The sequence below is a fragment of the Pseudomonas sp. HOU2 genome (assembly GCF_040729435.1).
In the GTDB taxonomy this organism is placed as follows: Bacteria; Pseudomonadota; Gammaproteobacteria; order Pseudomonadales; family Pseudomonadaceae; genus Aquipseudomonas.
Genome location: NZ_CP160398.1, coordinates 3,605,306 through 3,630,447 on the forward strand (window position 1 = coordinate 3,605,306; position 25,142 = coordinate 3,630,447).

Below are 25,142 nucleotides of genomic sequence, written 5' to 3' on the forward strand. Positions count from 1 at the left end.
CACTGCAGTATCAGGTCGGCGTATCTTTTAAGCATCCCCCAATCAGTCCCCTCTCCCTTTGGGAGAGGGTTAGGGTGAGGGCTCTTGCTCCTCGCTTTAGCCTTTGCCTTTGGTGCGGGTCATGTTCGGCCCGCCATTCTTCTCAAGATGCTCGATGATGATCCCCGCCACGTTCTTGCCAGTGGTGGTCTCGATCCCTTCCAGGCCCGGCGACGAGTTCACCTCCATCACCAGCGGCCCGTGGTTCGAGCGCAAAATATCCACACCCGCCACCGCCAGCCCCATGACCTTGGCCGCACGCAACGCGGTCATGCGTTCTTCCGGGGTGATCTTGATCAGGCTGGCGCTGCCGCCACGGTGCAGGTTGGAGCGAAACTCGCCCGGCTTGGCCTGACGCTTCATGGCGGCGATCACCTTGTCGCCGACCACGAAGCAGCGGATGTCCGCACCGCCCGCCTCCTTGATGTATTCCTGGACCATGATGTTCTGCTTCAGGCCCATGAACGCCTCGATCACCGATTCAGCTGCGGTCGCGGTTTCGCACAGCACCACGCCGATACCCTGAGTGCCTTCCAATACCTTGATCACCAGCGGCGCTCCGTTGACCATGTCGATCAGGTCGGGAATGTCATCCGGCGAGTGAGCGAAACCGGTGACCGGCAGGCCGATGCCACGCCGCGACAGCAGTTGCAGCGAACGCAGTTTGTCCCGCGAGCGGGCGATGGCCACCGATTCGTTGAGCGGAAACACCCCCATCATTTCGAACTGGCGCAACACCGCGCAGCCATAGAACGTCACCGACGCACCGATCCGCGGGATCACCGCATCGAAGCCTTCCAGCGGCTTGCCGCGATAGTGGATCTGCGGCTTGTGGCTGGCGATGTTCATGTAGGCGCGCAAAGTGTCGATCACCACCATTTCATGCCCGCGCTCGGTGCCGGCCTCGACCAGACGACGGGTGGAATACAGACGCGGATTCCGCGACAGCACAGCGATCTTCATGCAACACCTGTGGAGGAGGTAGATACCGGGAACACCGGCTTGTCTTGTACATATTTGATGCCCGGATTGACCACCAGTTGGCCATCGATCAGGGCTTTGGAACCGAGCAACAGGCGATAGCGCATGGACTTGCGGCAGGCGAGGGTGAACTCGACTGCCCAGACCCGATCACCGAGGGCCAGGGTGGTGCTGATCACATAGCGCACCTGCGCCTGGCCGTTGGAGCTTTTAATGGTTTTGCGCGTCACCAGCGGCGCTTCGCAGCGCCGGTGACGCAACTGCACCACGGTGCCCAGGTGCGCGGTGAAGCGCACCCACTTCTCGCCGTCGCGTTCGAACGGCTCGATGTCGGTGGCATGCAGGCTGGAGGTGCTGGCGCCGGTATCGATTTTCGCCCGCAGGCCGGCGACTCCCAGATCGGGGAGCGCCACCCACTCGCGCAGACCGACAACGGTCAAATGGTCAAATGTCTTCAAAGGTAATCAACCGGCAGAAACCGCTCGGGCCGCGTACGGCCGAATCGCGGTATTCACGCAGAATAAGGGTTAAAAGGCGACAGATTTCTACGGCCCGGATCGCCGACGCTTCAAGCAGGTATCGGCTGGTGCGCATTGTAATCCGGGACCGGGTAATTCATGGCACGACAGAAACGGTAGTACAGTTCATCAATATTTCAGAATGAGGAAATTCCATGGCACAAAAAAGCGAAGAGGACGACAAGGTCCGTCTCGATAAATGGTTGTGGGCGGCGCGTTTTTATAAGACCCGGGCTCTGGCCAAAGCGGCCATCGAGAGTGGCAAGGTGCATTGCCGGGGAGAGCGCTGCAAGCCTGGCAAAGAGCCACGCATTGGCGATGAGTTCGAAATCCGGACCGGTTTTGAAGAACGCACGGTGAGGGTTGAAGCCTTGTCGATCGTGCGTCGCGGCGCACCCGAAGCGCAGACGCTGTATACCGAGACCGAGGCGAGTATTGCCAAACGTGAAGCGGCTGCGGCGATGCGCAAGGCCGGGGCGTTGGGCGTGAGTACCGACGGCAAGCCTAGCAAGAAGCAGCGGCGGGATCTGTTCAAGTTTCGTGGCAACAGCAATAGCGATTGACCGGCACGGCACACCATTGTGGCGAGGGAGCTTGCTCCCGCTGGAGGCCGAAGGACTCCCAATCCAGTCGATCATGTATTTCAAAATACAACCAAGTCGACTGGTCCAGTGACTGCTGCGCAGTCAAGCGGGAGCAAGCTCCCTCGCCACAGGTGTGTGCAAACTGTCAGTGCGCGGCAGACACCACACTCATCCGCGAGATCAGCGGCAGCTTGCCCAGCAGATTGAAAACCGGCGCAGTCACCTTCAGCCAGAAGTTGGCAGCGTGATAGGCAAACGGCGTGTAGTAACCCCAACCCAACGCCCACACCGCCAGCAGCATGCCGCCGATGTAATCGTCCTGACCCCAATGCGCGCCGGCCACCAGACGTGGCAGCATGAACAGCAATGCCAGACCCCAGATCGTCAGGAACTGGCCGACCGAGCGACTGAACACCCCCATGAACAGCGCCCAGATCAACAACACCGAAGCGTGGTCACCGGGGAAGCTCTGGCTCGAGCGATCCTTCAGCTCCCAGGCTTTTTCCAGATGCGGGAAGTAGTCACTCAGGTGCACCGCGCCTTCCAGCACCATCGATGGGCTGCTGTGCTGCCAGTCCATGTAGTCGGCGAATTTGGAAAACAGCGCGCGAATCACCACCATCAACAGCAGAATCGAGAAAAAACCGAAAAAGGCGCGACGTACATCAATCGCCTTGAACACCCAGTCACCCTTGATCAGCAGCGTCAGCAGGATCAGACCGACGACGATGTCGAACGGACGCAGACTTGCAATTGCCCAGATGTGGAGCCATATGGGGTTGCTGGCCAGTGGTGCATTGAGTGAGCGGAACAGCCACTCGTCGAAAATCACACACAGCATCTGGCCTGTAGGCCATAACCAGAAAGCCAGTAGCGCCAATGGCACTACGTTACATAGAACCAGCCGGCCGAGGTTCCACCTTGATTGGAACAAACCCGGATTGTTCATAAAATGCCTCCCGTGGCTGAACATTTCGCACCAAATGGGTGCGGATAAGTGCGGGATTTTCAACTTTTGTAACCATTTTGTCATCAATTCAGATACCCAGACCTATGACCGACCTACCGGATACCGACTACACCCAACGCTTCATCTTCGATGACAGCGACACTCGCGGCGAACTGGTGGCGCTGGAACGCAGCTACGCCGAAGTCCTCGCCAAGCACCCGTACCCGGAGCCTGTCGCGCAATTGCTGGGCGAATTGATGGCGGCCGCCTCGTTGCTGGTGGGCACGCTGAAATTCGATGGCTTGCTGATTTTGCAGGCGCGCTCCGAAGGCCCGATTCCACTGCTGATGATCGAGTGCTCCAGTGAGCGCGAGATCCGTGGTCTGGCGCGCTACAACGCCGACCAGATCGCTGCGGATGCCACCCTTGCCGACCTGATGCCGGGCGGTGATCTGACCCTGACCGTCGACCCGACGATCGGCCAGCGTTACCAGGGCATTGTCGACCTCGATGGTGAAACCCTGTCGGAATGCTTCACCAATTATTTCGTCATGTCGCAACAGGTCGGCACGCGCTTCAAGCTGTTCGCCGACGGCCGTCGTGCCCGCGGCATGCTGCTGCAACAACTGCCGGCCGACCGTCTGAAAGACGAAGAAGAGCGCGCCGCCAGCTGGCAGCACGTCACCGCACTGGCCAGCACCCTGACTGCCGACGAATTGCTCAGCCTGGACAACGAAACCGTCCTGCACCGTCTCTACCACGAGGAGCAGGTGCGCCTGTTCGATGTGCAGACCTTGCGCTTCCGTTGCAGCTGCTCGCGGGAACGCTCGGGCAATGCGCTGGTCAGTCTGGGTCTGGAAGATGCGCAGGCACTGGTGGCCGAAAGGGGTGGCGAAGTCGAGATCGATTGCCAGTTCTGCAACCAGCGTTACCTGTTCGACGCGGCCGATATTGCTCAATTGTTTGCTGGCGCAGGCGTCGACACGCCGTCAGATACCCGGCACTAAAACGGTTCAGCGCAGGTAAATTCACTGCGTAACGACGGAATTTCGCCGTTACGACGGGAGGACCCTACTCTTTTTGGGCTTTTCTGGCATAATCCGGCCCACTTTTTTCGCGGTAGTAGTGCACGACTTTCTACTACAAAACGTTTGGAGCACACTCGGCCACTGGCCGACGGGGAACCTCATGACGCAAGCCAATAACGCCGTGTACACCGATCTGAGTGTTGATGATCTGGTAAAAGAAGCCCTGCAACGCGGTGAGGGCGAGCTTGCCGATACCGGCGCTCTGGTCGTTCGCACCGGTCACCGTACCGGTCGTTCGCCAGTCGATCGTTTCATCGTTGAAGAGCCTTCCACCCAGGCCGCTATTGCCTGGGGCCCGATCAACCGCAAGTTCCCGGCCGACAAGTTCGACGCGCTGTGGGCTCGTGTCGAGGCGTTCAACAACGCGCAAGAGCACTTTGTTTCCCACGTGCATGTAGGTGCGGCTGAAGATCACTACCTGGCCGTGAAAATGACCACTCAGACTGCCTGGCAGAACCTGTTCGGTCGTTGCCTGTTCATCAACCCGGCCCAGTACAACCCGGCCGGTCGTGAAGAGTGGCAAGTGCTCAACGTGGCCAACTTCGAGTGCGTGCCTGAGCGTGACGGCACCAACTCCGACGGTTGCGTGATCATCAACTTCGCGCAGAAGAAAGTGCTGATCGCCGGCATGCGTTACGCCGGTGAAATGAAGAAAGCCATGTTCTCCGTGCAGAACTTCCTGCTGCCGGCCGCTGACGTGCTGCCAATGCACTGCGCTGCCAACATCGGCGAAGAAGGCGACGTGACCCTGTTCTTCGGTCTGTCGGGCACCGGTAAAACCACCCTGTCGGCCGATGAAAGCCGTTACCTGATCGGTGACGACGAACACGGCTGGGGCGAAGGCGTGGTGTTCAACATCGAAGGCGGTTGCTATGCCAAGTGCATCGACCTGTCCGAGAAGAACGAGCCGGTTATCTGGAAAGCCATCAAGCACGGCGCAGTCCTGGAAAACGTGGTCATCGACGACGCCAAGCATGCTGACTACGCCGATGTCAGCCTGACCCAGAACAGCCGCGCGGCCTACCCGCTGGAGCACGTTGCCAAGCGTTCCGAGAAGAACCTGGGCGGCGAGCCAAACGCGGTGATCTTCCTGACCTGCGACCTGACCGGCGTGCTGCCGCCAGTGTCGATCCTCAACGAAGAACAAGCGGCCTACCACTTCCTGTCCGGCTACACCGCGCTGGTGGGCTCGACTGAAATGGGTTCGGGCAGCGGCATCAAGTCGACCTTCTCCACCTGCTTCGGCGCACCGTTCTTCCCGCGTCCGGCTGGCGAATACGCTGAACTGCTGATCAAGCGCATCCGCGGCTTCGGCTCCAAGGTCTACCTGGTCAACACCGGCTGGACCGGCGGTGGCTACGGCGTCGGCAAACGCTTCAACATCCCGACCACCCGTGCGGTGATCGCAGCGATCCAGAGCGGCGCGCTGATCGGTGCCGCCACCGAGCACCTGGACACCATCAACCTCGACGTGCCACTGGCCGTACCGGGCGTTGAAACCAACCTGCTCAACCCACGCAACACCTGGGCTGACAAGGCTGCCTACGACGAAGCTGCCAAGGCGCTGGCCGGTCTGTTCATCGAGAACTTCAAGAAGTTCGAAGTGAGCGACGCGATCAAGGCGGCGGGTCCGAAGTTGTAAGATTGGTTTGTAGTAACGAGAAAGCCGCCTCTAGAGGCGGCTTTTTTGTGGGTGCTGGTTTAGCTGCCGTTATCGGCTTGACTGCCATTATTCCCGCAGAAGTTGGGGTAAGCGGCCAGAATAATGCCACCTGGGAGCAAGACGCTCCCAGAATCTACTTCTTCTTTATGGCCATCGCCGCTTGGTATGCACCACTCGCAAAATCTCTACAAAATCGTCTTTGATCGTGTAAATGATCATGTAGTTTGGAGTTGCAACTATTTCACGGGTGCCTCCTGCAATCCCCCTTCTATATAAAAACGGACGCTGGCGGGCTCTCTCTCCTTTCAACTCGAAGATCTCATCGAGATCAACTGCTGCATCAGGATTGTCCAGACTGATGTGCTGTAGGATTTCCTCTCGGTCATCAAGCGCCTCTTGGCGCCAGACGAGCCTCATCAACGCACTCGTTGACGAAGTGCTTCACGTTTGGCGGCAAATATTCGACGGGCCTCTTCATCGCTGACACTTGGTCTCGGGTCATCAATGCTGATCTGCACCTGCTTCTTGACCCACTCTTCATAGGCTGCCGCTTCGTGGGCCAGCTTCATTGCGTCGGCACGGTCAGGCCGGGTGTAGGTTCTTATTTGAAGGGGGTCGTAGTCAGAGGTATCCACATCAAAATGCTCGATTCCCAGCTCTCGCAAATAGGCCACCAATGTTTCCAGGCGCTTGAACAGGCGCACTTGGCGACTGCGCTGAGCAGTCAGCACGCTTTCATTACCTCCATGTCGAATCTGTATGGACCATCCACCCGGCTTGGCGGCGATATGAGTGCTGCTTACCGAACCGCTTTCTAAAAGTCGCGACAAAGTGCTGTGGTCGATGGTTTCGGTAGTCATGAAGTCAAGCTCCTGATTGAACAGTGGCTGATATCGTACGCAATCAATAATAGTTTGCAAATTTCAACTCCTAGCTGGATGCCGGATGCCCAGCGTCAATGATGTTTGGTCAGGCAGGTTATTCTCGGTGTCAGTGCGCCTGCTTCAGTGCATTGTCAGGCCGGTGCTTTCCAGCCGAGCATCTGCTGCTGCGCGACCTGCAGCAGGTCACAGCCATCCTGCGTCAGCAGATAGAGGGCGTGGGTGATATGGGGGATGTCTTCGACGTCGGCTTGTTTGAAGCTGAGGCAGTAGAGGGTTTTCAGCAGGTCGCTGGAGGCGCGCAGGCGTTGGACGGCGCATTCGAGGATGTCTTGCGGGTTGGCCGCTGTGTCGATGATCAGGGGCTAGGTGTCGGTGAGGTTGGATTCGAGTGAGCGGTAGCGATCAGCGGGTAATTGATTCCATGTTTTCATTTTGTTGATCCTCAAATGCTTCAAGTGAAGCCACCACATCGTGACCAAGCGACAGGAGGCGACTGTGTTCGGGTTGGTCAACCGGTGAGGATCGTGCGCAGACCCGGCACACCCGAAGGTGTCCCAAACACAGCCACCATAAAACTGCAGGCAATTGAGTGCCGGCAGCATACAGCGGACGCGTATGCACGATCCATTCAGGTGACCAAGCCCGAGCCGCTGATTTGCCAGCGACATTCTCGACTATAGATCTGTGCCCTCAAGCCGCGATAGGCGACAAAGAGTCGTGGCGTGTAGGAACGGGATGAAGATTTCATCGGATGTTCCTACCGGTCTTTCATCATTTTTCAACGCAAATGCTGATACGCCGAAATATCCAGCAAGCTGGTTGCCAAACCGGTCGCCGGCTTGTAGATCTCGCCCTTCACGCTGGTGAACGGTACACCTTTGCTGCCCAGCGAAACGTAGCGCTCGCCTTGGTCCAGCTCGGTGAAGTAGGTGTAGGAATGTTTGTGCATCAGTGTGTATTTGGCTTTATCGCGTGCGATGCCGTTGGTGAGGTTTTCCAGATCGGCCTGGGTCAGATTCAACGTTTTTTGCAGTTGCACGCCCCAGCGTTTGAGACAGGTTTCGGCGAGGTGGCGCACGATGCGTCCGGGCTCGGACAGCGCTTTCAGATCATTGGCGCCGGTCGGGACGCCGCCGCTGCTGGTGGCATTGCCGGCCATGGTGGCGTGGCGGCCAGCCATAGGATAGATGTAGGTTTTAGTGCCGGTAGCGGTCTGCGGGATGACGCAGCTGAAACCTTTGGAGCGTTCGTCACGAGCATAGAACGCTACATACTCTTTGACGTTGGCCGCGAGTTTGACCCGCTCTTCCTGAAAGTTACCAATGCCTGGCACGGGATCAAGAGCAAAGATATTGACCGGGATGTTTTTCAGCAGACTGTCCTTGAACATTGCATTGGCCAACATATGGCAACTGATGCCGCCTCGGCTCCAACCGACGAGATTGACTTGAGTAGGAATAACACCATCCTTGCGGTGGGTTTTGATAATTCCTTCCTGTAATTGCTGCTGGGTAATGCTGCGATTACCATAATTATATTTGCGCCAGAACCAGGAACCCTCGGCTTTTACATCTTCGATCGGAATGCCGGCCGCTTTCAGCCGATTGTATTCGGCTTCAGTCAGTTGCTCGCGTTGCCAGTCGCACTTGCCCTTGATGATATTGAGCGCATGCAACACGTTTTCTTCCCAGCCCTTGCCGAACAAGGTGCCGCTCATGCCGTATTCCTTGGTCTTGGTGAATAGATCGTCGGCCTGCATGTTGCCGCTGCCGGGGCCATCGACCACGATCCATTCGGCGAACTCGTAACCCGTATGATTGGCAGCCAAGGTGGAAATCAGTTCGCCGTCCCAGAAGTTTTCGTGGGTAACGTCGAATTTATTGGAACCAGTGCCGCAAAAAAATATAGTTAAAACAGTCATTGTGTTGCTCTCGGTTGAAGTAAGAGTCAACAACTTAGGTCTTCTTGGATTGTTTATTAAAGCATTCTGTTGTTTCTGGATTTTAGTTGTTTTCAGTGTGGGTCTGGTTGTTGCGGTTTATGTTTTGCTACTTCGAGCAAATCACAACCGTCCTGCACTAATAAATAAAGAGCATTAACGATGTTAGGTATATCTTTAACATCAGCCTGTTTGAAACATAAACAGTAAAGGGTTTCCAGCAGATCGCTGGCGGCACGCAGTCGCTGGTCAGCGGCATCAAGCAGATCGCGATGGCTGGAGTGAGTATCGATGACCAATACGGGATTTTCGTTGTAGCAAGTCTTCAAGGGGCGATAGCGGGTAATCATGGTGAGGCTTGTCCTTTACAAAGGCACTCGGGCGGGGCTGATTCAGTGGTCAGTCGCGCCGGCCACTATAGAAGTGCGTGGCGAGCACTCACAAGAGCGCCGCAATGGACGGCGTTCGTAGGGGATTTTCCGAGGGCCGGGCATATGCCCTACAAGGTTTTGCGGCTTTTTTGCGGTGAAACCCCTAGCGCAGAAATTTCCCACTGGATTCACAGGCGTTTCTTGGCAAATCTATGTATGGTGCGCGCCAGAATTTGTAGGACGTTTCCAAGCGTCCGATACGCGCTTAAAGGGAATTGAGTATGCAGTGGCTACGTATGGCCTCGATTTTATTGCTGTGGGCCAGTGGTTGCCGTTTGGCCATGGCGTCTGATGCCGGCAACGGCTGGATGTTTGCCGACCTTGAACGCACCGGTTGGCCCGATGCGCTCTCCAGCCAGACCGGCATCGATACCGCCTCGCGCGCCGAGGTGTTGATGTTCGGCAGGGCCTTGCTCGCCAGTGAAGCGCTGGACGAGGTGGGGCTGGAGCAGCGACTGGGTGTGCCGCATGTGCAGCTCAAGTCAATCAGGCAGGTGCGTGACGGTCTGTGGGATCGTTTGTTGAGCACCTATCGCAACGCCAGTCTGGACTGTGACGGACAACCGTTCTGCCCGCGCGTGCGCAGTGTCGCGGAACTGCGGCAGTTGGCGGCAGCTTTCACCGGTGACATCAGCCCGGCCCATGCAACGTGGGCGAGCAAGAGCCAGGGCGTGCATGAGCTGGTGTTGAACGAGCAGTTGCGAGTGGCGGTTTTAAAGCCGTGAATTGTTTGTTTTTGTTTTGTTCTACGGGGCCTCTTCGCGAGCAGGCTCGCTCCTGCAGTGGACCGAGTTGTCTGCGCCATTGGCTGTATCATCCCGAATTGAATTGACCCCGGCCTTTTCTCGACTCGCTGCGATCGCCCGCTAGGCTGTTGGCATCACAGCGGTCAACGGAGTGACAGCGCATGCACAACACCCTGGAACAGGTTTTCGGTTATCCACAGTTTCGACCCGGGCAGGAAGCCGCGATCAGCGCGGTACTGGCGGGACGTTCGGCGGCAGCGATTTTCCCCACCGGGTCCGGCAAGTCGCTGTGCTATCAAGTGCCGGCGCTGTTGCTGCCGCATCTGACCCTGGTGGTCTCACCACTGTTGGCGTTGATGCAGGATCAACTGGCATTCCTCAAGCATCACGGCATCAGTGCCGGCAGCATCGATTCGGCACAAAGCCGCGATGACGCCAATGATGTGATGGCGCGCGCCCGTTCGGGTGAATTGAAGATTCTGATGATCTCGGTGGAGCGCCTGAAGAACGAGCGGTTCCGCAATTTTTTGCAGCAGGTGCCGATCTCGCTGCTGGTGATTGACGAAGCGCACTGCATCTCGGAGTGGGGCCACAACTTCCGCCCTGACTATCTGAAACTGCCGGACTATCAACGCCAGTTCAATATCCCGCAAACCCTGCTGCTGACGGCCACGGCGACGCCGAAAGTCATCGCCGACATGCAAGCCAAATTCGCCATCGCCGCCGAAGATGTGGTGACCACCGGTTTCTATCGCCCCAACCTCAATCTGCTGGTGGAACCGGTGCGTGGCCAGGACAAGCGCCGGCGGCTGGTGGAGTGGATGAGCGAGCGTCCGGGCCAGCCGAGCATCGTCTATGTCACGTTGCAGAAAACCGCCGAGCACATCGCCGAGCATCTGGGGCGCAACGGCATACAAGCCGAGGCTTATCATGCCGGGTTGCCCAACGATCAGCGCGAGGCGATCCAGAAGCGCTTCATGGCCGGGCAGTCCAATTGCATTGTCGCGACCATTGCCTTCGGTATGGGTATCGACAAGAGCGACATCCGCAACGTGGTGCATTTCGACCTGCCGAAATCCATCGAGAACTACAGCCAGGAGATTGGTCGCGCCGGACGGGACGGACAGCCGTCGGATTGCCTGGTGCTGGCCAACCGCGACAGCCTCAACGTGCTGGAAAACTTCGTCTACGGCGATACCCCGGAGCGCGAAGGGATTCGTTGTGTGCTGGAAGAAATGCAGGCTGCCGCAGCCGAAGGGCAGTGGGAGTTTCTGCTCGGGCCACTGGCTGATCAGAGCAACATTCGCATGCTGCCGCTGAAGACTTTGCTGGTGCAAATGGAGTTGCGTGGTTTCATCGCGCCGCGCTATGCCTATTACGCCGAATACCGTTTCAAATACCTGCTGGAACCGGAAGCGTTGCTTGAGCGTTTTGAAGGTGAGCGCAGGGATTTTGTCGCAGCGATCATCCAGACTTCCAGCCGCGCACGTACCTGGGCCACGGTGAATTTCGAGGCGATGTACACGCAGTATTCGGCTGAGCGCAATCGGGTGGTGACGGCGCTGGACTACTTCCAGGAAAAGGGCTGGGTCGAGCTTGAGAGCAAGCAGATGACCGAGGTCTACAACGTGCTGCACAGCGATTTCGACAGCGCTGTGCTGAGCGCCGAGTTGCACGAGTACTTCACCCGGCATGAACAGACTGAAGTCGCGCGGATTCACGCCATGCTCGAACTGTTCGCCACTGAGCGCTGCCTGGGTTATCGCCTGGCCGAGTACTTTGGCGACCACAATGCGCCCGAGCTCTGCGGGCACTGTTCGGTGTGCCACGGTAATGTCGCGCGGCTGCCGGCACCTCCCGAGTTGCCAGCGCTTGTGGATAAAAATTTCGCGGCGCTGTGCGGTGATTTTATCCACAAGCACCAGCAGCACACCGGCAGTGTGCCAACGGCCGAGCGCCTGACGCGGTTCCTGTGCGGAATCAGTGTGCCGTTGTTTACAAGGCTCAAGGCGCGGACGGTTGGCGGGTATGCGGCGCTGGAGGAGTATCCGTACGCGCAAGTCCGCAGTTGGACTCAAGAGCATCTCTGATCTGTCTGCAGGAGCTGCCAAAAGCTGCGATCTTTCAAAATCAAGATCAAAAGATCGCAGCCTTCGGCAGCTCCTACAGGGAGCGGTCTCAGGGCGATCAGGGCTTATCCATGCGCTGAATGCCGATCATCACGGTAATAAACTTCAAAAACGTCCAGTGCCTGACTATGGTGAAGGCTGTCTTCGGATCGCCAACAAGAGAACAACATGAGCCAGACAACTTTCGATATTCAGCGAGCTGCCGTGATTGGTGCGGGCACCATGGGTCGTGGCATTGTCATGTGCCTGGCCAATGCCGGCATCGCCGTGCAATGGGTCGATAACAATCCACAGATGCTTGAACAGGCGCTGGGCACGGTGGCCGACACGTATGCACACAACGTGCGCCAGGGCCGGATCGATCAGGCCGAGGCGGACGCGCGTGTCACGCGGGTCACCGTGGCGGCGGATTACGCAGCGATCCGCAATGTCGATCTGGTGATCGAAGCGGTGTACGAAAACCTTGAGCTCAAGCAGAAGATCTTTCGCGAGCTGGATGGCCTGCTCAAGCCTGAGGCGTTGTTGGCAAGCAATACGTCGGCGCTGGACATCGACGCGATTGCCGCCGCAACCAGACGTCCATCGCAAGTGCTCGGCCTGCATTTCTTCAGCCCGGCGCACATCATGAAACTGCTGGAAATCGTCCGTGGCGCGCAGACTTCACCGGCGGCGCTGGAAGCAGCCCTGGCGCTGGGCAATCGCATGGGCAAGGTCAGTGTGGTGTCGGGCAACTGCCACGGTTTTATCGGCAATCGCATGTTGCATCCGTATGTGCTGGAGGCGCGCAAGATGTTGCTCGAAGGCGCTTATCCACAGCAGGTCGATGCGGCCTTGCAGGGCTTCGGTTTCGCCATGGGGCCGTTTCGCATGTACGACGTGGTCGGCATCGATCTGGAATGGCGAACCCGTGAGCTGGCCGGCAAGGGGCAGGATGCGCCAGAGGTTCAAGTCGACAACCGGTTATGCGAGTTGGGGCGTTTCGGGCAGAAGTCCGGCAACGGTTACTACCACTACGAGCCGGGCAGTCGCCAGGCCGAGCATGATCCCGAGGTCGATGCGCTGATATTGCGCGTCAGCGAAGGCCTCGGCTTTCAGCGCCGGGAGATTGGGTCCGAGGAAATCCTCGAACGGTGCCTTCTGGCGCTGGTCAACGAGGGCGCGAAAATTCTGCAGGAAGGCATTGCCGATTCGGCGCATGACATCGATCAGGTTTACCTCAATGGCTACGGCTTCCCGGCGGACAGGGGCGGCCCGATGGCCTGGGCGGACGATCAGGGGCTGGCAGCCATTCACCAGCGCTTGCTGGCGCTGGAGACGCGACAGGGCGATCAATGGCGGCCGGCGCCACTGATTGGCGAGCTGGCGGCGCGAGGCAAAGGTTTTTACCTTTAGACTGGGCAGAAACTCAAGGAATCGACACCGATGTCCAGCACCATGGCGCAACGCACCGACTACCCGCATTTCCAGCCGATCACCACCCGCTGGCACGACAACGATGCTTATGGGCACATCAACAACGTTACCTACTACAGCTTTTTCGATACCGCGGTGAACATTTACCTGATTCAGGTCGGTGGCCTGGATATCCACGACGGCGAGGTGGTGGGTTTCGTCGTGAGTTCATCTTGCGATTATTTCGCCTCGATCGCGTTCCCGGACCTGATCGAGATCGGTCTGCGGGTCGGCAAGCTGGGTAACAGTTCGGTGCAATATGAACTGGCGGTGTTCAAGGTCGGTGAAAGCGAGGCGTGTGCGGCGGGGCGTTTTGTTCATGTGTTTGTGGATCGGACGAGCAATCAGCCGGTACCGATTCCTGGCCGGTTGCGTCAGGCTCTTGAGCGTTTGCTGGTGTGATAACGCAAAAAAGATCGCAGCCTGCGGCAATTCCTACAGGGTTCGACTGTAGGAGCTGCCGCAGGCTGCGATCTTTTGATCCGTTGCCCGCCAGGCTCAGCAATCAGCGGTGGTTGTAATACCGGTGATGCTTGCGATGGCCGTAGGCATGGCCGCGACCACGGTGGTCGTCGCGGTAGTAGCGACGGTGATCACGATCGCGATCGTAATGACGGTCGTCGTCGTTGCTCTTGTTGCCCATGTAGTTGCCCAGCGCGCCACCGGCGCCGCCACCTGCTGCGGCGCCGATCAGGCTGCCGGTGGTGCCGCCCATGCTGCGGCCGACCACGTTACCGCCGGCTGCGCCCAACGCACCGCCAATGGCCGCTTCGCCACGGCTGTGTTTGTTGGCGCCGACCGCGCTACCACCCGCGCCGCCCAGGGCTGCGCCAATGGTTGAACCTGTGCTGCCGCCTAAAGACTGACCGACGACCGAGCCAAGAACCCCGCCCAATGCGCCGCCCACACCTGCTTCGGTGGTGCCTCCGGCAGAAGCGAAGCCACTGACCAGGCCAAGGGACAACAAGAGAATCGAGGAGAACTTCATAGAGGAGCCTCAAAGGGATGACGGCGCGATCCTGAGGCTGTGTAACAAGGCTGACAATCGAAATCCGACGAATAACACGACTTGTATACAATTATGCAAGTTACTGTTTTGTATGCGGAACTTAAGCGATTTTCGCCGGTCTTCAGCTACTTCGGACAGGCCGCTTTTGTTAAAAAGCGGCCTTTTTTGTGGGCGTTTGAAAGTTTCAGGAAACAGAGACTCAACACAAATTCTGTGGCGAGGGAGCTTGCTCCCGCCGGGCCGCGAAGCGGCCCCAAAAAATGCAAACGGAGGCAGTCCTGCGGCCTCCAGCGGGAGCAAGCTCCCACGCCACAGGGCAGCGTCTTTAAGCGGACTTGGCCATGATCAACCCGGTCTCACTCGCCGCCTCAAGGCGGATCGCAATGAACTTCGATGTCGGCGTATGACTGCCATCCCCGGTGCTTTCCAGCGGCACCAGCGGATTCACCTCAGGGTAATAAGCCGCGGCCTGCCCCGCCGGGATATCAAACGCGAGCAAGGTAAAGCCCTTCACCCGACGCTCACGACCATCGTCCCAGATCGACACGATGTCGGCCTTCTGTCCCGGGCGGAAGCCCAGGCGAATGATGTCGGCCTCGTTGGCGAACAGCACATCGCGCTGACCCTTGACCCCACGATAACGGTCGTCGAGACCATAGATCGTGGTGTTGTACTGATCGTGGGAGCGCATCGATTGCAGGATCAGATCCGGCAGTTGCCCGGTGGCGCGGGTGCGTTCATGCACCAGATCCTTGGGCAGCAGGTTCGCGCGGAAGTTGGCCCGGCCTGAAGGGGTGTTCCACTTGCGCGCACCAGCGCTGTTACCGAGGTAGAAACCGCCCGGGTTCTTGACCTTTTCGTTGAAGTCCTTGAAGCCGGGAATGGTGTCGGCGATCAGGTCGCGGATGCGCCCGTAGTCGGCCACCAGCCAGTTCCAGTCCACCGGTTTGCTGCCCAGCGTGGCGGCGGCGATGCCGGCGATGATCGCCGGTTCCGAGCGCATCTGGTTCGACAGCGGCTGCAGCTGGCCATTGGAGGCATGGACCATGCTGAACGAGTCTTCCACGGTGACCGCCTGCGGGCCTTCGGTCTGGATATCGATGTCGGTACGGCCCAGGCACGGCAGGATCAGCGCGTCTTTTCCGTGGGCCAGATGGCTGCGGTTGAGCTTGGTGCTGATCTGCACAGTCAGGTCGCAATTGCTCAGCGCCGCGAAGGTGCGCGGGCTGTCCGGCGTGGCCTGGGCGAAGTTGCCACCCAGACCGATGAAGACCTTGGCGCGGCCCTCGGCCATGGCGTGAATCGCCTCGACCACGTTGTGCCCGTTGTCACGCGGCACCTTGAACTGGAAGCGCCGCTCGAGAGAATCGAGGAACGCCACCGGCGGACGCTCGTTGATGCCCATGGTGCGGTCGCCCTGCACGTTACTGTGACCGCGCACCGGGCACAGGCCGGCGCCAGGTTTGCCGACGTTGCCGCGCAGCAGCATCAGGTTGGCGATTTCCTGGATGGTCGGCACCGAGTGGCGATGCTGGGTGATGCCCATCGCCCAGCACATGATCACATTCTTGCCTTTGGCGTACATGCGCGCCGCTTGCTCGATCTCGACCAGAGTCAGGCCGGACTGCGCGACGATCTGCTCCCAAGGCGTGTCATCGACCACGCCGAGATACTCCAGCACGTTGGTGCTGTGGGCGTTAAGGAAATCATGATCGAACACCGCAGGATCACCTGCTTTCTGCGCATCGCGCTCCCACTGCAAGAGGAACTTGGCCATGCCGCGCAGGACCGCCATGTCGCCGCCCAGTGCCGGACGGAAGTACGCGGTGTTGGTCGGCTTGTCGCCGTTGGTGAGCATCTCGATCGGGTGCTGCGGGTGCTGGAAGCGTTCCAGGCCGCGCTCTTTCAGCGGGTTGATGCACACCACTTGCGCGCCGCGCTTCACCGCTTCACGCAGCGGTTCGAGCATCCGCGGATGGTTGGTGCCGGGGTTCTGGCCCCAGACGAAAATCGCGTCGGCGTGTTCGAAATCGTCGAAGGTTACGGTGCCTTTGCCGACGCCAACGCTCTGCGCCAACGCCACACCACTGGCCTCGTGGCACATGTTCGAGCAGTCCGGGAAGTTGTTGGTGCCGTAGGCGCGCACAAACAGCTGATACAGGTACGCCGCTTCGTTGCTGGCACGGCCCGAGGTGTAGAACTCGGCTTGATCCGGACTCGACAGCGCTTGCAGGTGTTTGCCGATCAGGGCGAAGGCATCGTCCCAGGCGATGGGTTTGTAGCGGTCGGTCTCGGCGTCGTAGACCATCGGCTCGGTCAGGCGGCCCTGGTATTCAAGCCAGTAGTCGCTCTGCTCCAGCAACGAAGTGACGCTGTGTTTGGCGAAGAACTTGCCGTCCACCCGACGCTTGGTCGCTTCCCAGTTCACTGCTTTGGCGCCGTTCTCGCAGAACTTGACCATGCCGCTTTCCGGCGAATCGCCCCAGGCGCAGCCCGGACAGTCGAAGCCGCCGTTCTGGTTAGTCTTGAGCATCATGCGCAGGTTTTTCAGCGCGTTGTCGCTGGTCAACCAGGCCTGGGCCACACTGATCAGGGCACCCCAGCCGCCGGCTGCACCTTTGTAAGGTTTGTAGCGCGGGACAGGTTTCTGGTCGGCTTGATGATGTTGGCTCACGCTTGATTCTCCATCGCTGGGCTGTAGACCCGCGGCGCATTCTTCTGCGGCAGGTGGATGAGATTGAGGTTGTGACGACGGGCCCATTGCACGGCAAGGCCCGTGGGCGCGGACAGGCTGACCAGAGTCTGGATGCCGGCGCGTAAAACTTTCTGGATCAATTCGAGACTGCAGCGGCTGGTGACAATCGCCAGGCCGCCTTCTGTGGAAATCTTCTGGCGGATCAGCCCGCCAATCAGTTTGTCGAGGGCGTTGTGCCGGCCAATGTCTTCACGGCCCAGCAGCAATTCACCGCTGGCGTTCATGAACACCGCCGCGTGGACCGCGCCGCAGTGCTGACCAAGCGGCTGGAACGCGCCGATGCGCTGGCGCAGGCCGTCGAGCCATGCGGCGGGCGGTAACGGTGCTCCGGGCAGGACGTTCAGATCGGGCAACGCTTGCTCGACGGCTTCAACGCCGCACAATCCGCAGCCGCTGGTGCCGGCCAGTTGTCGGCGCTGCTGCTTGAGGTTCCAGAACGCGCGGTTGGCGATAGTCACTTGCGCGTATTGCGCGGAGCCTGCGCCGGTCAGTTGCAGGTCATAGATGTCGCTGGCGTCTTCGATGATGCCGCTGCCGAGGCTGAAACCGACGATGAAGTCTTCCAGATCCGTCGGCGTTACCAGCATCACCGCCTGACTGATGCCGTTGTAGGCGATCGCCAGCGCGACTTCCTCGGCGAGCGCGGTGCTGGCCGATTCCACGAGGGGCAGATCGCTGTAGCTGTAGGTCTGGCTGGCGGCGGGCGCGGGCGTTTCGAGTGCAGGCGCCGCGCAAGTTGGGCGCTTGGCGTTCATGGCATCACCGACGGATTGATCAACGCTAAGACTAGGCGCGGCAACTTGTCGCGTCTAATCGGTACTGTCGATCTATTGATAGATGGCGTCGATCAAGCGGCTGCCGGGTCATTGGTCGGCCCGGAACCGGGTTGCTCTGGTGTGGTCTAGGCTTGGACGTCTGGAACCCAAATCAAGGAGTGTGCGCTATGAGTCTGTTGAGCTTTGTGAAAGAAGCCGGTGAAAAGCTGATCGACCTGCTGACCCCGGGCAATGCCAATGCCAGTGAGCAGTTGAAGGAACATATCAGCAAGGTCGGGTTGGGCAACCCGAATGTTCAGGCCACCGTGGACGGCGACAAGGTGACGGTCACCGGTGAAGTCGCCAGCCAGGAGGAGAAGGAAAAGATTTTGCTGGCGGTGGGTAATATCGAAGGCGTGGGCAGCGTTGATGATCAGATCACCGTGACCGGGCCGGTGGTGGCCGCCGCGCGTTTTGTCGTGGTGAAAAAGGGCGACACCCTCAGCGCGATTTCCCTGGCGGTGTATGGCAACGCCAACCAGTACAACAAGATCTTTGAGGCCAACAAGCCAATGCTCAAGGATGTAAACAAAATCTACCCGGGCCAGACCCTGCGTATCCCCGAGTAACACATAACCCGTGTAGGAGCTGCCGCAGACTGCGATCTTTTGATCTTGTTTTTTTAAAATCAAAGTCAAAAGATCGCAGCCTGCGGCAGCTCCTACAGGGGGTCAGAGGCCGACAATCAAATCGCGGTAGTCTTCAACCGCCACAAACTCGGCCGTGTCCTTCGGCCCCTTGCGACTGTCCGGCTCCTTCACCGCCAACAGATGCGCCACGCCGAAATCCCGGGCGCTGCGCAGGATCGGCAAGGTGTCATCGATAAACAGGCTGCGCGCCGGATCAAAGTCGATGTCCGCCTGCAGGGCATCCCAGAACTGCGGATTTTCCTTGGGAAACCCGTAATCGTGCGAGCTGATCAGCCGCTCGAAATAGGGCGCCAGTTCAATTCGTTCCAGTTTCAGCGACAGCGAATCGCGGTGTGCATTGGTGATCATGATCACCCGTTTGCCGGCGTTTTTAATCGCTTGCAGAAACGTGTCGGCATCCGTACGCAGGGCGATCAAGTGTGCGGTTTCCAGTTTCAGTTCACGCACCGAGAGCTTCAACTCGGTACTCCAGAAATCCAGGCAGTACCACTGCAGTTGTCCGGCATGACGCTCAAACAGCGGCTGCAATTCCATGTCGGCCATGGCCCGGCTCACCCCGTGCAGTTCGGCGTAGCGCTGCGGCAGGTGTTCCAGCCAGAAATGGTTGTCGAAGTGCAGGTCCAGCAGCGTACCGTCCATGTCCAGCAGGACGGTATCGATGTCAGACCACGGTAAAGAAGGCATGGCAACGTCTCGAGCGGTAGAAAGATATCCGACACAAACAATCGGGAAAGCCGCGTTATAGTAGCGCGTTCACGCCAAGGAGCTTTGCATGCGCCAGAAACCCACTGTACTCGCCCGCGAGATCGTCGCCACCAGTCGTCTGTTTTGCGTCGAAGAACTGAAGCTGCGTTTTTCCAATGGCGTGGAACGCACTTACGAGCGTCTGGTCGGCAAAGGCGCGGGTTATGGCGCGGTGATGATCGTGGCGATGCTCGACAGCGAACACGCGGTGCTGGTCGAGGAATACTGCGGCGGCACTGACGAGTACGAACTGTCCCTGCCCAAAGGCCTGATTGAGCCGGGCGAAGATGTGCTGGCAGCGGCCGAGCGCGAACTCAAGGAAGAGGCCGGTTTCGGTGCGCGCCAACTGGAACATCTGACTGAGTTGTCGCTGTCGCCCGGTTACATGAGTCAGAAGATCCAGGTGGTGTTGGCCTCCGACCTCTACGAGGAGCGTCTGGAGGGCGACGAGCCCGAGCCGATGCGCGTTGACAAGGTCAACCTGGGGGAGCTGGCGGCGCTGGCGCAAAACCCGCAATTTACCGAAGGCCGTGCCCTGGCGGCGCTGTATCTGGCGCGTGATCTGCTGACGCAGCGCGGGTTCTTTCGGTCGTGAGTGAGATATCGATGAAGTTTCCGCATCCGTTGATGGCGCCAGTGGTTGAGCTGGCATTGCAGGCTGGCGAGGCGATTCTGCCGTTCTGGCGCTCTGGCGTGGAGGTCACCGCCAAGTCCGATGATTCACCGGTGACCGCAGCGGACATGGCCGCGCACCATGTCATCGTCGCCGGGCTGACCGCGCTGGACTCCAGTATTCCGATTCTGTCCGAGGAAGACGCCAACATTCCGCAGAGCGTGCGCGCCGGGTGGCAGCGCTGGTGGCTGGTGGATCCGCTGGATGGCACCAAGGAGTTCATCAGCGGCAGTGAAGAATTTACCGTGAACATCGCGCTGATCGAAAACGGGCGGGTGGTGTTTGGCGTGGTGACGATGCCGACCAATGGCCGGTTCTATGTCGGCGGAGCCGGTCTCGGCGCGTGGCGTGGGGACAAAGGTGGTTCGCCGGTGGCGATTGAGGTGCGTGAGGTGCTCGCGCCCGGTGAAGCGTTCACCGTGGTGGCGAGCCGTCGGCACTCGAGTCCGGAGCAAGAGCGGCTGCTTGCCGGTCTGAGCGCCAGTTTGGGCGAGTTGCAACTGGCGAACATCGGCAGTTCGCTGAAGTTTTGTCTGTTGGCTGAAGGGGCGGCGGATTGTTATCCGCGATTGGCGCCGACGTCGCAGTGGGACACCGCAGCGGCGCAGGGCGTGCTCGAAGGTGCCGGCGGCGAGGTGCTGGATCTGCAGGGCGAAGCGTTCTGTTATCCGGCGCGGGAATCGCTGCTCAATGAGTTCTTTCTGGCGTTGCCGGCGAAGGCGGCGTGGCGTTCAAGATTGCTGGAACTGGCGCGCTCATAAGATCAAAAGATCGCAGCCTGCGGCAGCTCCTACAGGGAAATGCGAATCCCGTGTAGGAGCTGCCGAAGGCTGCGATCTTTTGCTTCAGCGGTGCAAAACGTACTGCCCGCTGAACGTCACCGCATCCTCATCACTTCCGGCATTGACGATCCGCGTGTTGAGCGTCAATCGCGCCCGCCCATAACGCTGATACATCGCCAGAAACTTCTTCCAGACCGCCGCTTCCGGTGCCGGGCAAAGCGCCGTGGCATCACCGGTCACGGGCAGCGGATAGCTGATCTGGCCTTCCTGAATCACGATGTGCCCGTCTTCGATGCCTTCTTCCTTCAGGCGCAGATGCAGCCAGCCCCAACCCGCCAGCACCGCGCCGCAGTAGAGACTGCCGCCGAACATGGTGCTTTTGTGATTGACGTTCGGCTCCAGCGGCAAGTGCAGGCTTAACTGTTGTTCGTGCCAGGCGAGGACCTTGAGGCCCATCTCGCGGGTCAGGGGAATGTCGTGATGCAGCACCGATTCCAGATAGTGACTGTCGCGGCTCATTCGGCTTCGTCTCCATGGGCGCTACTGTCGGCGAAATTCAAGCCGTGCTTGCGCAGTTTGTCGTGCAGGGTCTTGCGCGGAATACCCAGGGCTTCGGCGAGGCTGCGCACCGAACTGTGCGAGCGCGCCAGCTCAGCGGCAATCAACGACTTCTCGAAGTTTTCCACTTGCTCGCTGAGGCCGCCACTGATGACTTCCACGCTGGTGCCGCCGCTTTCGCTTCCACTGTTATCCAGCGCCAGTTCCAGACCGAGGGCGAAACGCTCGGCAGCGTTCTGCAGTTCGCGCACGTTGCCCGGCCAGGTGTGGCGCAGCAGCAAGGCGCGTTGCGCCGGTTGCAGTTCGTGAGGCGGCAAACCGTGGCGGGCGCTGGCTTCATCGGCGTAATGCTGGAACAGTACCAGCGCATCCTCGCCGCGTTCGCGCAGTGGCGGAATGCGCAGCGGTGCAACGTTCAGGCGGTAATACAAGTCGGCGCGGAATCGTCCCTGATCAGCGGCCTGACGCAAGTCTTCCTTGGTCGCGGCGATGACGCGGATGTCCAGCGGGATCAACTGATTGCCACCCAGACGTTCGACCACACGCTCTTGCAGCATGCGCAGCAGTTTCACCTGCACGTCCATGCTCATGCTTTCGATTTCGTCGAGGAACAGCGTGCCGCCGTTGGCGAACTCGAACTTACCGATCCGGCGTTTCTGCGCGCCGGTGAACGCGCCCGGCTCATGCCCGAACAGCTCGCTTTCGACCACCGATTCGGCCAGTGCCCCGGCGTTGATCGCCACGAACGGGCCGTTTCGCCGGCTCGACAAATCGTGAAGCGCACGGGCCACGACCTCTTTACCGGCGCCGGTTTCACCGAGGATCAGCACGTCGGCCTTGGTCGCCGCCAGCGCGCCAATCTGCTCGCGCAGGCGCAACATCGGCGCCGAGTGGCCGACCAGTCGTGCGCTCAGTTCGTTGCGATCGCTCAAGGCCAGGCGCAGGCTGCGGTTGTCCAGCACCAGCCGGCGCAGGGCCAGGGCGCGGCGCACGCTGTCGAGCAGCGCATCACTGGCGAACGGTTTCTCCAGAAAGTCATACGCGCCGGCACGCATCGCCTGCACCGCCAGCGGCACGTCGCCGTGGCCGGTGATCAGCAGCACCGGCAGCTCCGGGTCCTGAGCGTGCAATTCGCTCAACAGCTCGAGGCCGTCCATGCCCGGCATGCGGATGTCGCTGACCACCACGCCGGGCCAGTCACGCTCCAGTTGCCCGGCCAGACCTTTGGCTTCGGACAGCGGGAGGATTTTCAGCCCGGCCAGATCCAGAGTCTGGCCGAGGGCCTGACGCAGGTGCGGATCGTCGTCGATCAACACCACCTGAATGCGATTGTCGATGGTCATGCACTTCGATCCTCGGACGGTTGCAGGCTGACCCCGGGCGCGCCGGCGCGCAGCCGCAGGGTGATCAAGGCGCCACCTTGCTTGTGGTTGGCAAACGACAGTTCACCGCCGAAGGCGCGCATCAGGGTTTCACAGATCGCCAGCCCCAGGCCAAGGCCCTGAGTACGAGTCTTGGTGGTGTAGAAGGGCTCGCTGGCGCGGCCGAGGGCTTCCATGCAAAAGCCCGGGCCGTTGTCGCGAATGTACAGATTGACGCCCTCGGCCGTGGATTCGGCACTCAGCCACAGTTTGCGCGGCGGGCCTTTTTCGGTCAGCGCATCGAGGGCGTTGGCCAGCAGGTTGCCGAGCACCTGACGCAGACGGGTTTCCCCGGCCTCGACCCACAGCGTGGCGGCGGGCAGGTCGCGGATCAGCTCGACTTCCATACTGCGGCGCCGTTTGGCCAGCAACGCCAGCGCATCGTCCAGCGCCGGTTGCAGGGCGACGCTTTCCGGGGCATGGCGGTCGCGGCGGGCGAAGGCCCGCAGGTGGGCAATGATCGAGGCCATGCGCCCGGTCAGTTCGCTGATCAGTTTGAGGTTGCCACGGGCGTCGTCGGTGCGTTGATGATCGAGCAGCACTTCGGCGTTTTCCGCGTAACTGCGAATCGCCGCCAGCGGCTGGTTGAGTTCATGGCTGATGCTCGCCGACATCGTGCCCAGTGCCGAGAGTTTGCCGGCCTGGACCAGATCGTCCTGGGCACGCACCAGTTCCTGCTGAGCCTGTTCGCGCTCCAGCACTTCCTGCTTGAGGCGGCGGTTGAGGCCTTCCAGATCGCTGGTCCGCTCGGCCACCCGACCTTCCAGTTCACGACGGGCCTTGGCCTCGAAGGCGATGCGTTCCAGGTAATGCCGACGGCGCTGCATCATCAGCCCCAGCAACAACATCACCACCAACAGTGTGGCACCGCCGATCGCCACCACGGTGCGCACCGGGCGGTCGATCAGCGTGCGCGGGGCAAGAATACTGACGCTCCAGCCGGTTTCGGCGATATCGACGGTTTGGGTCAGCCAGGCGCTGTCGCTGAGGTTCAGCGGGCGCGGCTCGCGGGTCGGATAGGGCAGGATGGCGGTGATCGCCGAGCGCTCGGTGTCGGTCAGGATACGGGTCGAGCGAAAGCGCCACTCCGGGCGCGAGGTGAGAATCACCACGCCGTTGTGGTCGGTCACCAACAGTTGTTCCGGGGTTTTGCCCCACAGGCTTTCGGTGTGGTCGAGATCGACTTTGATCACCAGCACGCCGATGATTTTTTCGCCGTTGCGCACCGCCGCGGCGAAGAAATAACCGCGTTTGGCCGAAGTAGTGCCGAGGCCGAAGAAACGGCCCAGACGCCCGGCCATGGCTTCGCTGAAATACGGACGGAAAGCGAAATTGCGCCCGACGAAACTGTCATGTTTGTCCCAGTTTGACGCCGCGAGAGTCTGGCCGCTGGTGTCCATCAGGTACATGACTTCGGCGCCGGTCTGTGCGGCGATGTTTTTCAGCAGGCGGTTGGCGTTGCCTTGGGTGACGCCGTCGTCTGGTGCCCCGAGCACGGCGCGCAGGGCCGGCAGGTCGCCGAGGATCTGCGGCAATACTTCATAACGGTGCAGGGTGCCCAGCAGGTTGGCGACGTAAAGATCGAGGGTCTGGCGGTTTTGCCCGGCCAGTTCACTGCGGTAATAGCGCTCGGCCAGATGCTCCAGCGGCCACAGCAGCGGTGCCAGGCACAGCGCCAGCAGGGCGAGGCTGCGCCAGCGGGGTCTGCGGGGTAGAGATGGTTTCATGAGCCGGATGCGCCTGAGTGAACAGGCGCATTATGCCTAGGCTCAGGCGAAGACGTCAGCGTCCTTGAGCAGCGCACCGGCCTGATCCTTGGCCGACAGTTTCGGCGCTTCGTCCAGTTGCCAGTCGATGCCCAAGGCAGGGTCGTCCCAGCGAATGCTGCGCTCGGACGATGGATCGTAGTAGTTGGTGGTCTTGTAGAGGAATTCGGCGAACTCGCTCAGCACCACGAAACCATGGGCAAAGCCTTCCGGAACCCACAGTTGACGGTGGTTCTCGGCCGACAGGCGTACAGCAACCCACTTGCCGAAGTGCGGCGAGCTGCGACGGATGTCCACGGCTACATCAAGCACTTCGCCGGCGGTCACCCGAACCAGTTTGCCCTGGGTATTTTGCAGCTGGTAATGCAGGCCGCGCAGCACGCCTTTCTGCGAGCGCGAATGGTTGTCCTGAACGAATTGAGTGTCCAGACCGGTCGCTTCCTGAAAGGCCTTGGCGTTGAAACTCTCGTAGAAGAAACCGCGCTCGTCACCAAATACCTTGGGTTCGATGATCAGAACACCGGGCAGATCGGTGGTGATTACATTCATGAGTTTTTTCCGGATAG

25 protein-coding genes and 1 pseudogene are annotated in these 25,142 nt (G+C 59.8%); 10 read left to right on the forward strand and 16 right to left on the reverse strand.

The genetic code is table 11. The features are described from left to right. Nucleotides 1-96 precede the first annotated feature (96 nt). Nucleotides 97-1,002 carry a 30S ribosomal protein S6--L-glutamate ligase gene (rimK, locus tag ABV589_RS16220; protein WP_007949201.1) on the reverse strand — a complete coding sequence of 302 codons (906 nt, stop codon included), beginning with the start codon at nt 1,000-1,002 and terminating at the stop codon, nt 97-99. After that, nucleotides 999-1,460 (reverse strand): ATP-dependent zinc protease, encoded by a 462-nt coding sequence (locus ABV589_RS16225; RefSeq protein WP_007964698.1) that lies wholly within the window; start codon nt 1,458-1,460, stop codon nt 999-1,001. Before ABV589_RS16225 ends, rimK begins: the two co-directional genes overlap by 4 nt. A 233-nt stretch (nt 1,461-1,693) precedes the next feature. Here ABV589_RS16225 and ABV589_RS16230 point away from each other — a divergent pair, with 233 nt between their 5' ends. Beyond that, complete coding sequence (locus ABV589_RS16230) at nt 1,694-2,101, forward strand: RNA-binding S4 domain-containing protein (protein ID WP_007964694.1); 408 nt, start codon at nt 1,694-1,696, stop codon at nt 2,099-2,101. Nucleotides 2,102-2,267: 166 nt separating this feature from the next. Here ABV589_RS16230 and ABV589_RS16235 read toward each other — a convergent pair whose 3' ends face one another. Then, entirely contained in the window at nt 2,268-3,071 is an 804-nt protein-coding gene (locus ABV589_RS16235; protein ID WP_367082506.1) for a phosphatase PAP2 family protein, read from the reverse strand. 104 nt (nt 3,072-3,175) lie between these two features. Here ABV589_RS16235 and hslO point away from each other — a divergent pair, with 104 nt between their 5' ends. Continuing rightward, the gene (gene hslO, locus ABV589_RS16240) at nt 3,176-4,078 is read left to right on the forward strand and encodes an Hsp33 family molecular chaperone HslO (RefSeq protein WP_367082508.1); all 903 of its coding nucleotides are present in this window, start codon (nt 3,176-3,178) and stop codon (nt 4,076-4,078) included. Nucleotides 4,079-4,259: 181 nt separating this feature from the next. Next, nucleotides 4,260-5,801, forward strand: a complete 1,542-nt coding sequence (locus ABV589_RS16245; protein WP_007964688.1) for a phosphoenolpyruvate carboxykinase — start codon at nt 4,260-4,262, stop codon at nt 5,799-5,801. Nucleotides 5,802-5,966: 165 nt separating this feature from the next. Here ABV589_RS16245 and ABV589_RS16250 read toward each other — a convergent pair whose 3' ends face one another. The 5 genes and pseudogenes from ABV589_RS16250 to ABV589_RS16270 form a co-directional block, all read right to left on the reverse strand. Next, nucleotides 5,967-6,239 (reverse strand): type II toxin-antitoxin system RelE/ParE family toxin, encoded by a 273-nt coding sequence (locus tag ABV589_RS16250; protein ID WP_367082510.1) that lies wholly within the window; start codon nt 6,237-6,239, stop codon nt 5,967-5,969. After that, nucleotides 6,239-6,682 (reverse strand): hypothetical protein, encoded by a 444-nt coding sequence (locus ABV589_RS16255; protein WP_367082512.1) that lies wholly within the window; start codon nt 6,680-6,682, stop codon nt 6,239-6,241. Before ABV589_RS16255 ends, ABV589_RS16250 begins: the two co-directional genes overlap by 1 nt. 155 nt (nt 6,683-6,837) lie before the next feature. Next, nucleotides 6,838-7,137 (reverse strand): annotated as a pseudogene (locus tag ABV589_RS16260) (hypothetical protein). A gap of 347 nt (nt 7,138-7,484) precedes the next feature. After that, on the reverse strand, nt 7,485-8,627 hold the full coding sequence (locus tag ABV589_RS16265; RefSeq protein ID WP_367082514.1) for a hypothetical protein: 1,143 nt from the start codon (nt 8,625-8,627) through the stop codon (nt 7,485-7,487). A gap of 92 nt (nt 8,628-8,719) precedes the next feature. Continuing rightward, a complete protein-coding gene (locus tag ABV589_RS16270) occupies nt 8,720-8,995 on the reverse strand; it encodes a hypothetical protein (RefSeq protein ID WP_003220660.1) in 276 nt (91 codons plus the stop codon). 302 nt (nt 8,996-9,297) lie between these two features. Between ABV589_RS16270 and ABV589_RS16275 the strand changes: the two genes are divergently transcribed. The 4 genes from ABV589_RS16275 to ABV589_RS16290 all read left to right on the forward strand — a co-directional run bounded on the left by ABV589_RS16275 (nt 9,298) and on the right by ABV589_RS16290 (nt 13,805). Then, on the forward strand, nt 9,298-9,801 hold the full coding sequence (locus ABV589_RS16275) for a polysaccharide deacetylase (RefSeq protein WP_367082515.1): 504 nt from the start codon (nt 9,298-9,300) through the stop codon (nt 9,799-9,801). A gap of 182 nt (nt 9,802-9,983) precedes the next feature. Continuing rightward, nucleotides 9,984-11,912 (forward strand): ATP-dependent DNA helicase RecQ, encoded by a 1,929-nt coding sequence (locus tag ABV589_RS16280; RefSeq protein WP_367082517.1) that lies wholly within the window; start codon nt 9,984-9,986, stop codon nt 11,910-11,912. Nucleotides 11,913-12,119: 207 nt separating this feature from the next. Then, nucleotides 12,120-13,343 (forward strand): 3-hydroxyacyl-CoA dehydrogenase NAD-binding domain-containing protein, encoded by a 1,224-nt coding sequence (locus ABV589_RS16285; protein ID WP_367082518.1) that lies wholly within the window; start codon nt 12,120-12,122, stop codon nt 13,341-13,343. A gap of 30 nt (nt 13,344-13,373) precedes the next feature. Then, entirely contained in the window at nt 13,374-13,805 is a 432-nt protein-coding gene (locus ABV589_RS16290) for a thioesterase family protein (protein WP_367082520.1), read from the forward strand. 103 nt (nt 13,806-13,908) lie between these two features. Here the strand turns inward: ABV589_RS16290 and ABV589_RS16295 are convergent, their stop codons facing one another. From ABV589_RS16295 to fdhD, 3 genes are all read right to left on the reverse strand, one after another. After that, complete coding sequence (locus ABV589_RS16295) at nt 13,909-14,391, reverse strand: glycine zipper domain-containing protein (protein ID WP_367082522.1); 483 nt, start codon at nt 14,389-14,391, stop codon at nt 13,909-13,911. Between the two features lie 346 nt (nt 14,392-14,737). Beyond that, nucleotides 14,738-17,086, reverse strand: coding sequence for an FdhF/YdeP family oxidoreductase (locus ABV589_RS16300; protein ID WP_367082523.1), 2,349 nt, complete (start codon nt 17,084-17,086; stop codon nt 14,738-14,740). Continuing rightward, nucleotides 17,083-17,922, reverse strand: a complete 840-nt coding sequence (fdhD, locus tag ABV589_RS16305; protein WP_027611220.1) for a formate dehydrogenase accessory sulfurtransferase FdhD — start codon at nt 17,920-17,922, stop codon at nt 17,083-17,085. Before fdhD ends, ABV589_RS16300 begins: the two co-directional genes overlap by 4 nt. 188 nt (nt 17,923-18,110) lie before the next feature. On the opposite strand from fdhD, the gene lysM reads away from it, so the two are divergent. Then, on the forward strand, nt 18,111-18,551 hold the full coding sequence (gene lysM / locus ABV589_RS16310; protein ID WP_027611221.1) for a peptidoglycan-binding protein LysM: 441 nt from the start codon (nt 18,111-18,113) through the stop codon (nt 18,549-18,551). A 102-nt stretch (nt 18,552-18,653) separates the two neighbouring features. Here the strand turns inward: lysM and yrfG are convergent, their stop codons facing one another. After that, on the reverse strand, nt 18,654-19,316 hold the full coding sequence (gene yrfG, locus ABV589_RS16315) for a GMP/IMP nucleotidase (protein WP_367082524.1): 663 nt from the start codon (nt 19,314-19,316) through the stop codon (nt 18,654-18,656). 88 nt (nt 19,317-19,404) lie between these two features. Between yrfG and nudE the strand changes: the two genes are divergently transcribed. Next, nucleotides 19,405-19,971, forward strand: a complete 567-nt coding sequence (gene nudE / locus ABV589_RS16320) for an ADP compounds hydrolase NudE (RefSeq protein ID WP_367082526.1) — start codon at nt 19,405-19,407, stop codon at nt 19,969-19,971. An 11-nt stretch (nt 19,972-19,982) separates the two neighbouring features. Next, the gene (gene cysQ / locus ABV589_RS16325; protein ID WP_367082527.1) at nt 19,983-20,810 is read left to right on the forward strand and encodes a 3'(2'),5'-bisphosphate nucleotidase CysQ; all 828 of its coding nucleotides are present in this window, start codon (nt 19,983-19,985) and stop codon (nt 20,808-20,810) included. Between the two features lie 84 nt (nt 20,811-20,894). Here the strand turns inward: cysQ and ABV589_RS16330 are convergent, their stop codons facing one another. Genes ABV589_RS16330 through rfbC form a run of 4 tightly spaced genes read right to left on the reverse strand, consistent with a single transcriptional unit; the run spans nt 20,895 to nt 25,125 of the window. Further along, a complete protein-coding gene (locus tag ABV589_RS16330; protein ID WP_367082528.1) occupies nt 20,895-21,350 on the reverse strand; it encodes a YiiD C-terminal domain-containing protein in 456 nt (151 codons plus the stop codon). Further along, nucleotides 21,347-22,732, reverse strand: coding sequence for a sigma-54 dependent transcriptional regulator (locus ABV589_RS16335; RefSeq protein WP_367082529.1), 1,386 nt, complete (start codon nt 22,730-22,732; stop codon nt 21,347-21,349). The genes ABV589_RS16330 and ABV589_RS16335 overlap by 4 nt, the downstream gene beginning before the upstream one ends. Further along, a complete protein-coding gene (locus ABV589_RS16340) occupies nt 22,729-24,537 on the reverse strand; it encodes an ATP-binding protein (protein WP_285373146.1) in 1,809 nt (602 codons plus the stop codon). Before ABV589_RS16340 ends, ABV589_RS16335 begins: the two co-directional genes overlap by 4 nt. 42 nt (nt 24,538-24,579) lie before the next feature. Beyond that, nucleotides 24,580-25,125, reverse strand: a complete 546-nt coding sequence (gene rfbC / locus ABV589_RS16345) for a dTDP-4-dehydrorhamnose 3,5-epimerase (protein ID WP_007961846.1) — start codon at nt 25,123-25,125, stop codon at nt 24,580-24,582. Nucleotides 25,126-25,142 lie beyond the last annotated feature (17 nt).

Excerpts from the sequence above, each read along its gene's own strand:
- rimK (WP_007949201.1), bottom strand. The coding sequence starts at position 1,002 with ATGAAGATCGCTGTGCTGTCGCGGAATCCGCGTCTGTATTCCACCCGT.
- ABV589_RS16230 (WP_007964694.1), top strand. The coding sequence starts at position 1,694 with ATGGCACAAAAAAGCGAAGAGGACGACAAGGTCCGTCTCGATAAATGG.
- ABV589_RS16235 (WP_367082506.1), bottom strand. The coding sequence starts at position 3,071 with ATGAACAATCCGGGTTTGTTCCAATCAAGGTGGAACCTCGGCCGGCTG.
- hslO (WP_367082508.1), top strand. The coding sequence starts at position 3,176 with ATGACCGACCTACCGGATACCGACTACACCCAACGCTTCATCTTCGAT.
- ABV589_RS16245 (WP_007964688.1), top strand. The coding sequence starts at position 4,260 with ATGACGCAAGCCAATAACGCCGTGTACACCGATCTGAGTGTTGATGAT.
- ABV589_RS16250 (WP_367082510.1), bottom strand. The coding sequence starts at position 6,239 with ATGAGGCTCGTCTGGCGCCAAGAGGCGCTTGATGACCGAGAGGAAATC.
- ABV589_RS16255 (WP_367082512.1), bottom strand. The coding sequence starts at position 6,682 with ATGACTACCGAAACCATCGACCACAGCACTTTGTCGCGACTTTTAGAA.
- ABV589_RS16265 (WP_367082514.1), bottom strand. The coding sequence starts at position 8,627 with ATGACTGTTTTAACTATATTTTTTTGCGGCACTGGTTCCAATAAATTC.
- ABV589_RS16270 (WP_003220660.1), bottom strand. The coding sequence starts at position 8,995 with ATGATTACCCGCTATCGCCCCTTGAAGACTTGCTACAACGAAAATCCC.
- ABV589_RS16275 (WP_367082515.1), top strand. The coding sequence starts at position 9,298 with ATGCAGTGGCTACGTATGGCCTCGATTTTATTGCTGTGGGCCAGTGGT.
- ABV589_RS16280 (WP_367082517.1), top strand. The coding sequence starts at position 9,984 with ATGCACAACACCCTGGAACAGGTTTTCGGTTATCCACAGTTTCGACCC.
- ABV589_RS16285 (WP_367082518.1), top strand. The coding sequence starts at position 12,120 with ATGAGCCAGACAACTTTCGATATTCAGCGAGCTGCCGTGATTGGTGCG.
- ABV589_RS16290 (WP_367082520.1), top strand. The coding sequence starts at position 13,374 with ATGTCCAGCACCATGGCGCAACGCACCGACTACCCGCATTTCCAGCCG.
- ABV589_RS16295 (WP_367082522.1), bottom strand. The coding sequence starts at position 14,391 with ATGAAGTTCTCCTCGATTCTCTTGTTGTCCCTTGGCCTGGTCAGTGGC.
- fdhD (WP_027611220.1), bottom strand. The coding sequence starts at position 17,922 with ATGAACGCCAAGCGCCCAACTTGCGCGGCGCCTGCACTCGAAACGCCC.
- lysM (WP_027611221.1), top strand. The coding sequence starts at position 18,111 with ATGAGTCTGTTGAGCTTTGTGAAAGAAGCCGGTGAAAAGCTGATCGAC.
- yrfG (WP_367082524.1), bottom strand. The coding sequence starts at position 19,316 with ATGCCTTCTTTACCGTGGTCTGACATCGATACCGTCCTGCTGGACATG.
- nudE (WP_367082526.1), top strand. The coding sequence starts at position 19,405 with ATGCGCCAGAAACCCACTGTACTCGCCCGCGAGATCGTCGCCACCAGT.
- cysQ (WP_367082527.1), top strand. The coding sequence starts at position 19,983 with ATGAAGTTTCCGCATCCGTTGATGGCGCCAGTGGTTGAGCTGGCATTG.
- ABV589_RS16330 (WP_367082528.1), bottom strand. The coding sequence starts at position 21,350 with ATGAGCCGCGACAGTCACTATCTGGAATCGGTGCTGCATCACGACATT.
- ABV589_RS16335 (WP_367082529.1), bottom strand. The coding sequence starts at position 22,732 with ATGACCATCGACAATCGCATTCAGGTGGTGTTGATCGACGACGATCCG.
- ABV589_RS16340 (WP_285373146.1), bottom strand. The coding sequence starts at position 24,537 with ATGAAACCATCTCTACCCCGCAGACCCCGCTGGCGCAGCCTCGCCCTG.
- rfbC (WP_007961846.1), bottom strand. The coding sequence starts at position 25,125 with ATGAATGTAATCACCACCGATCTGCCCGGTGTTCTGATCATCGAACCC.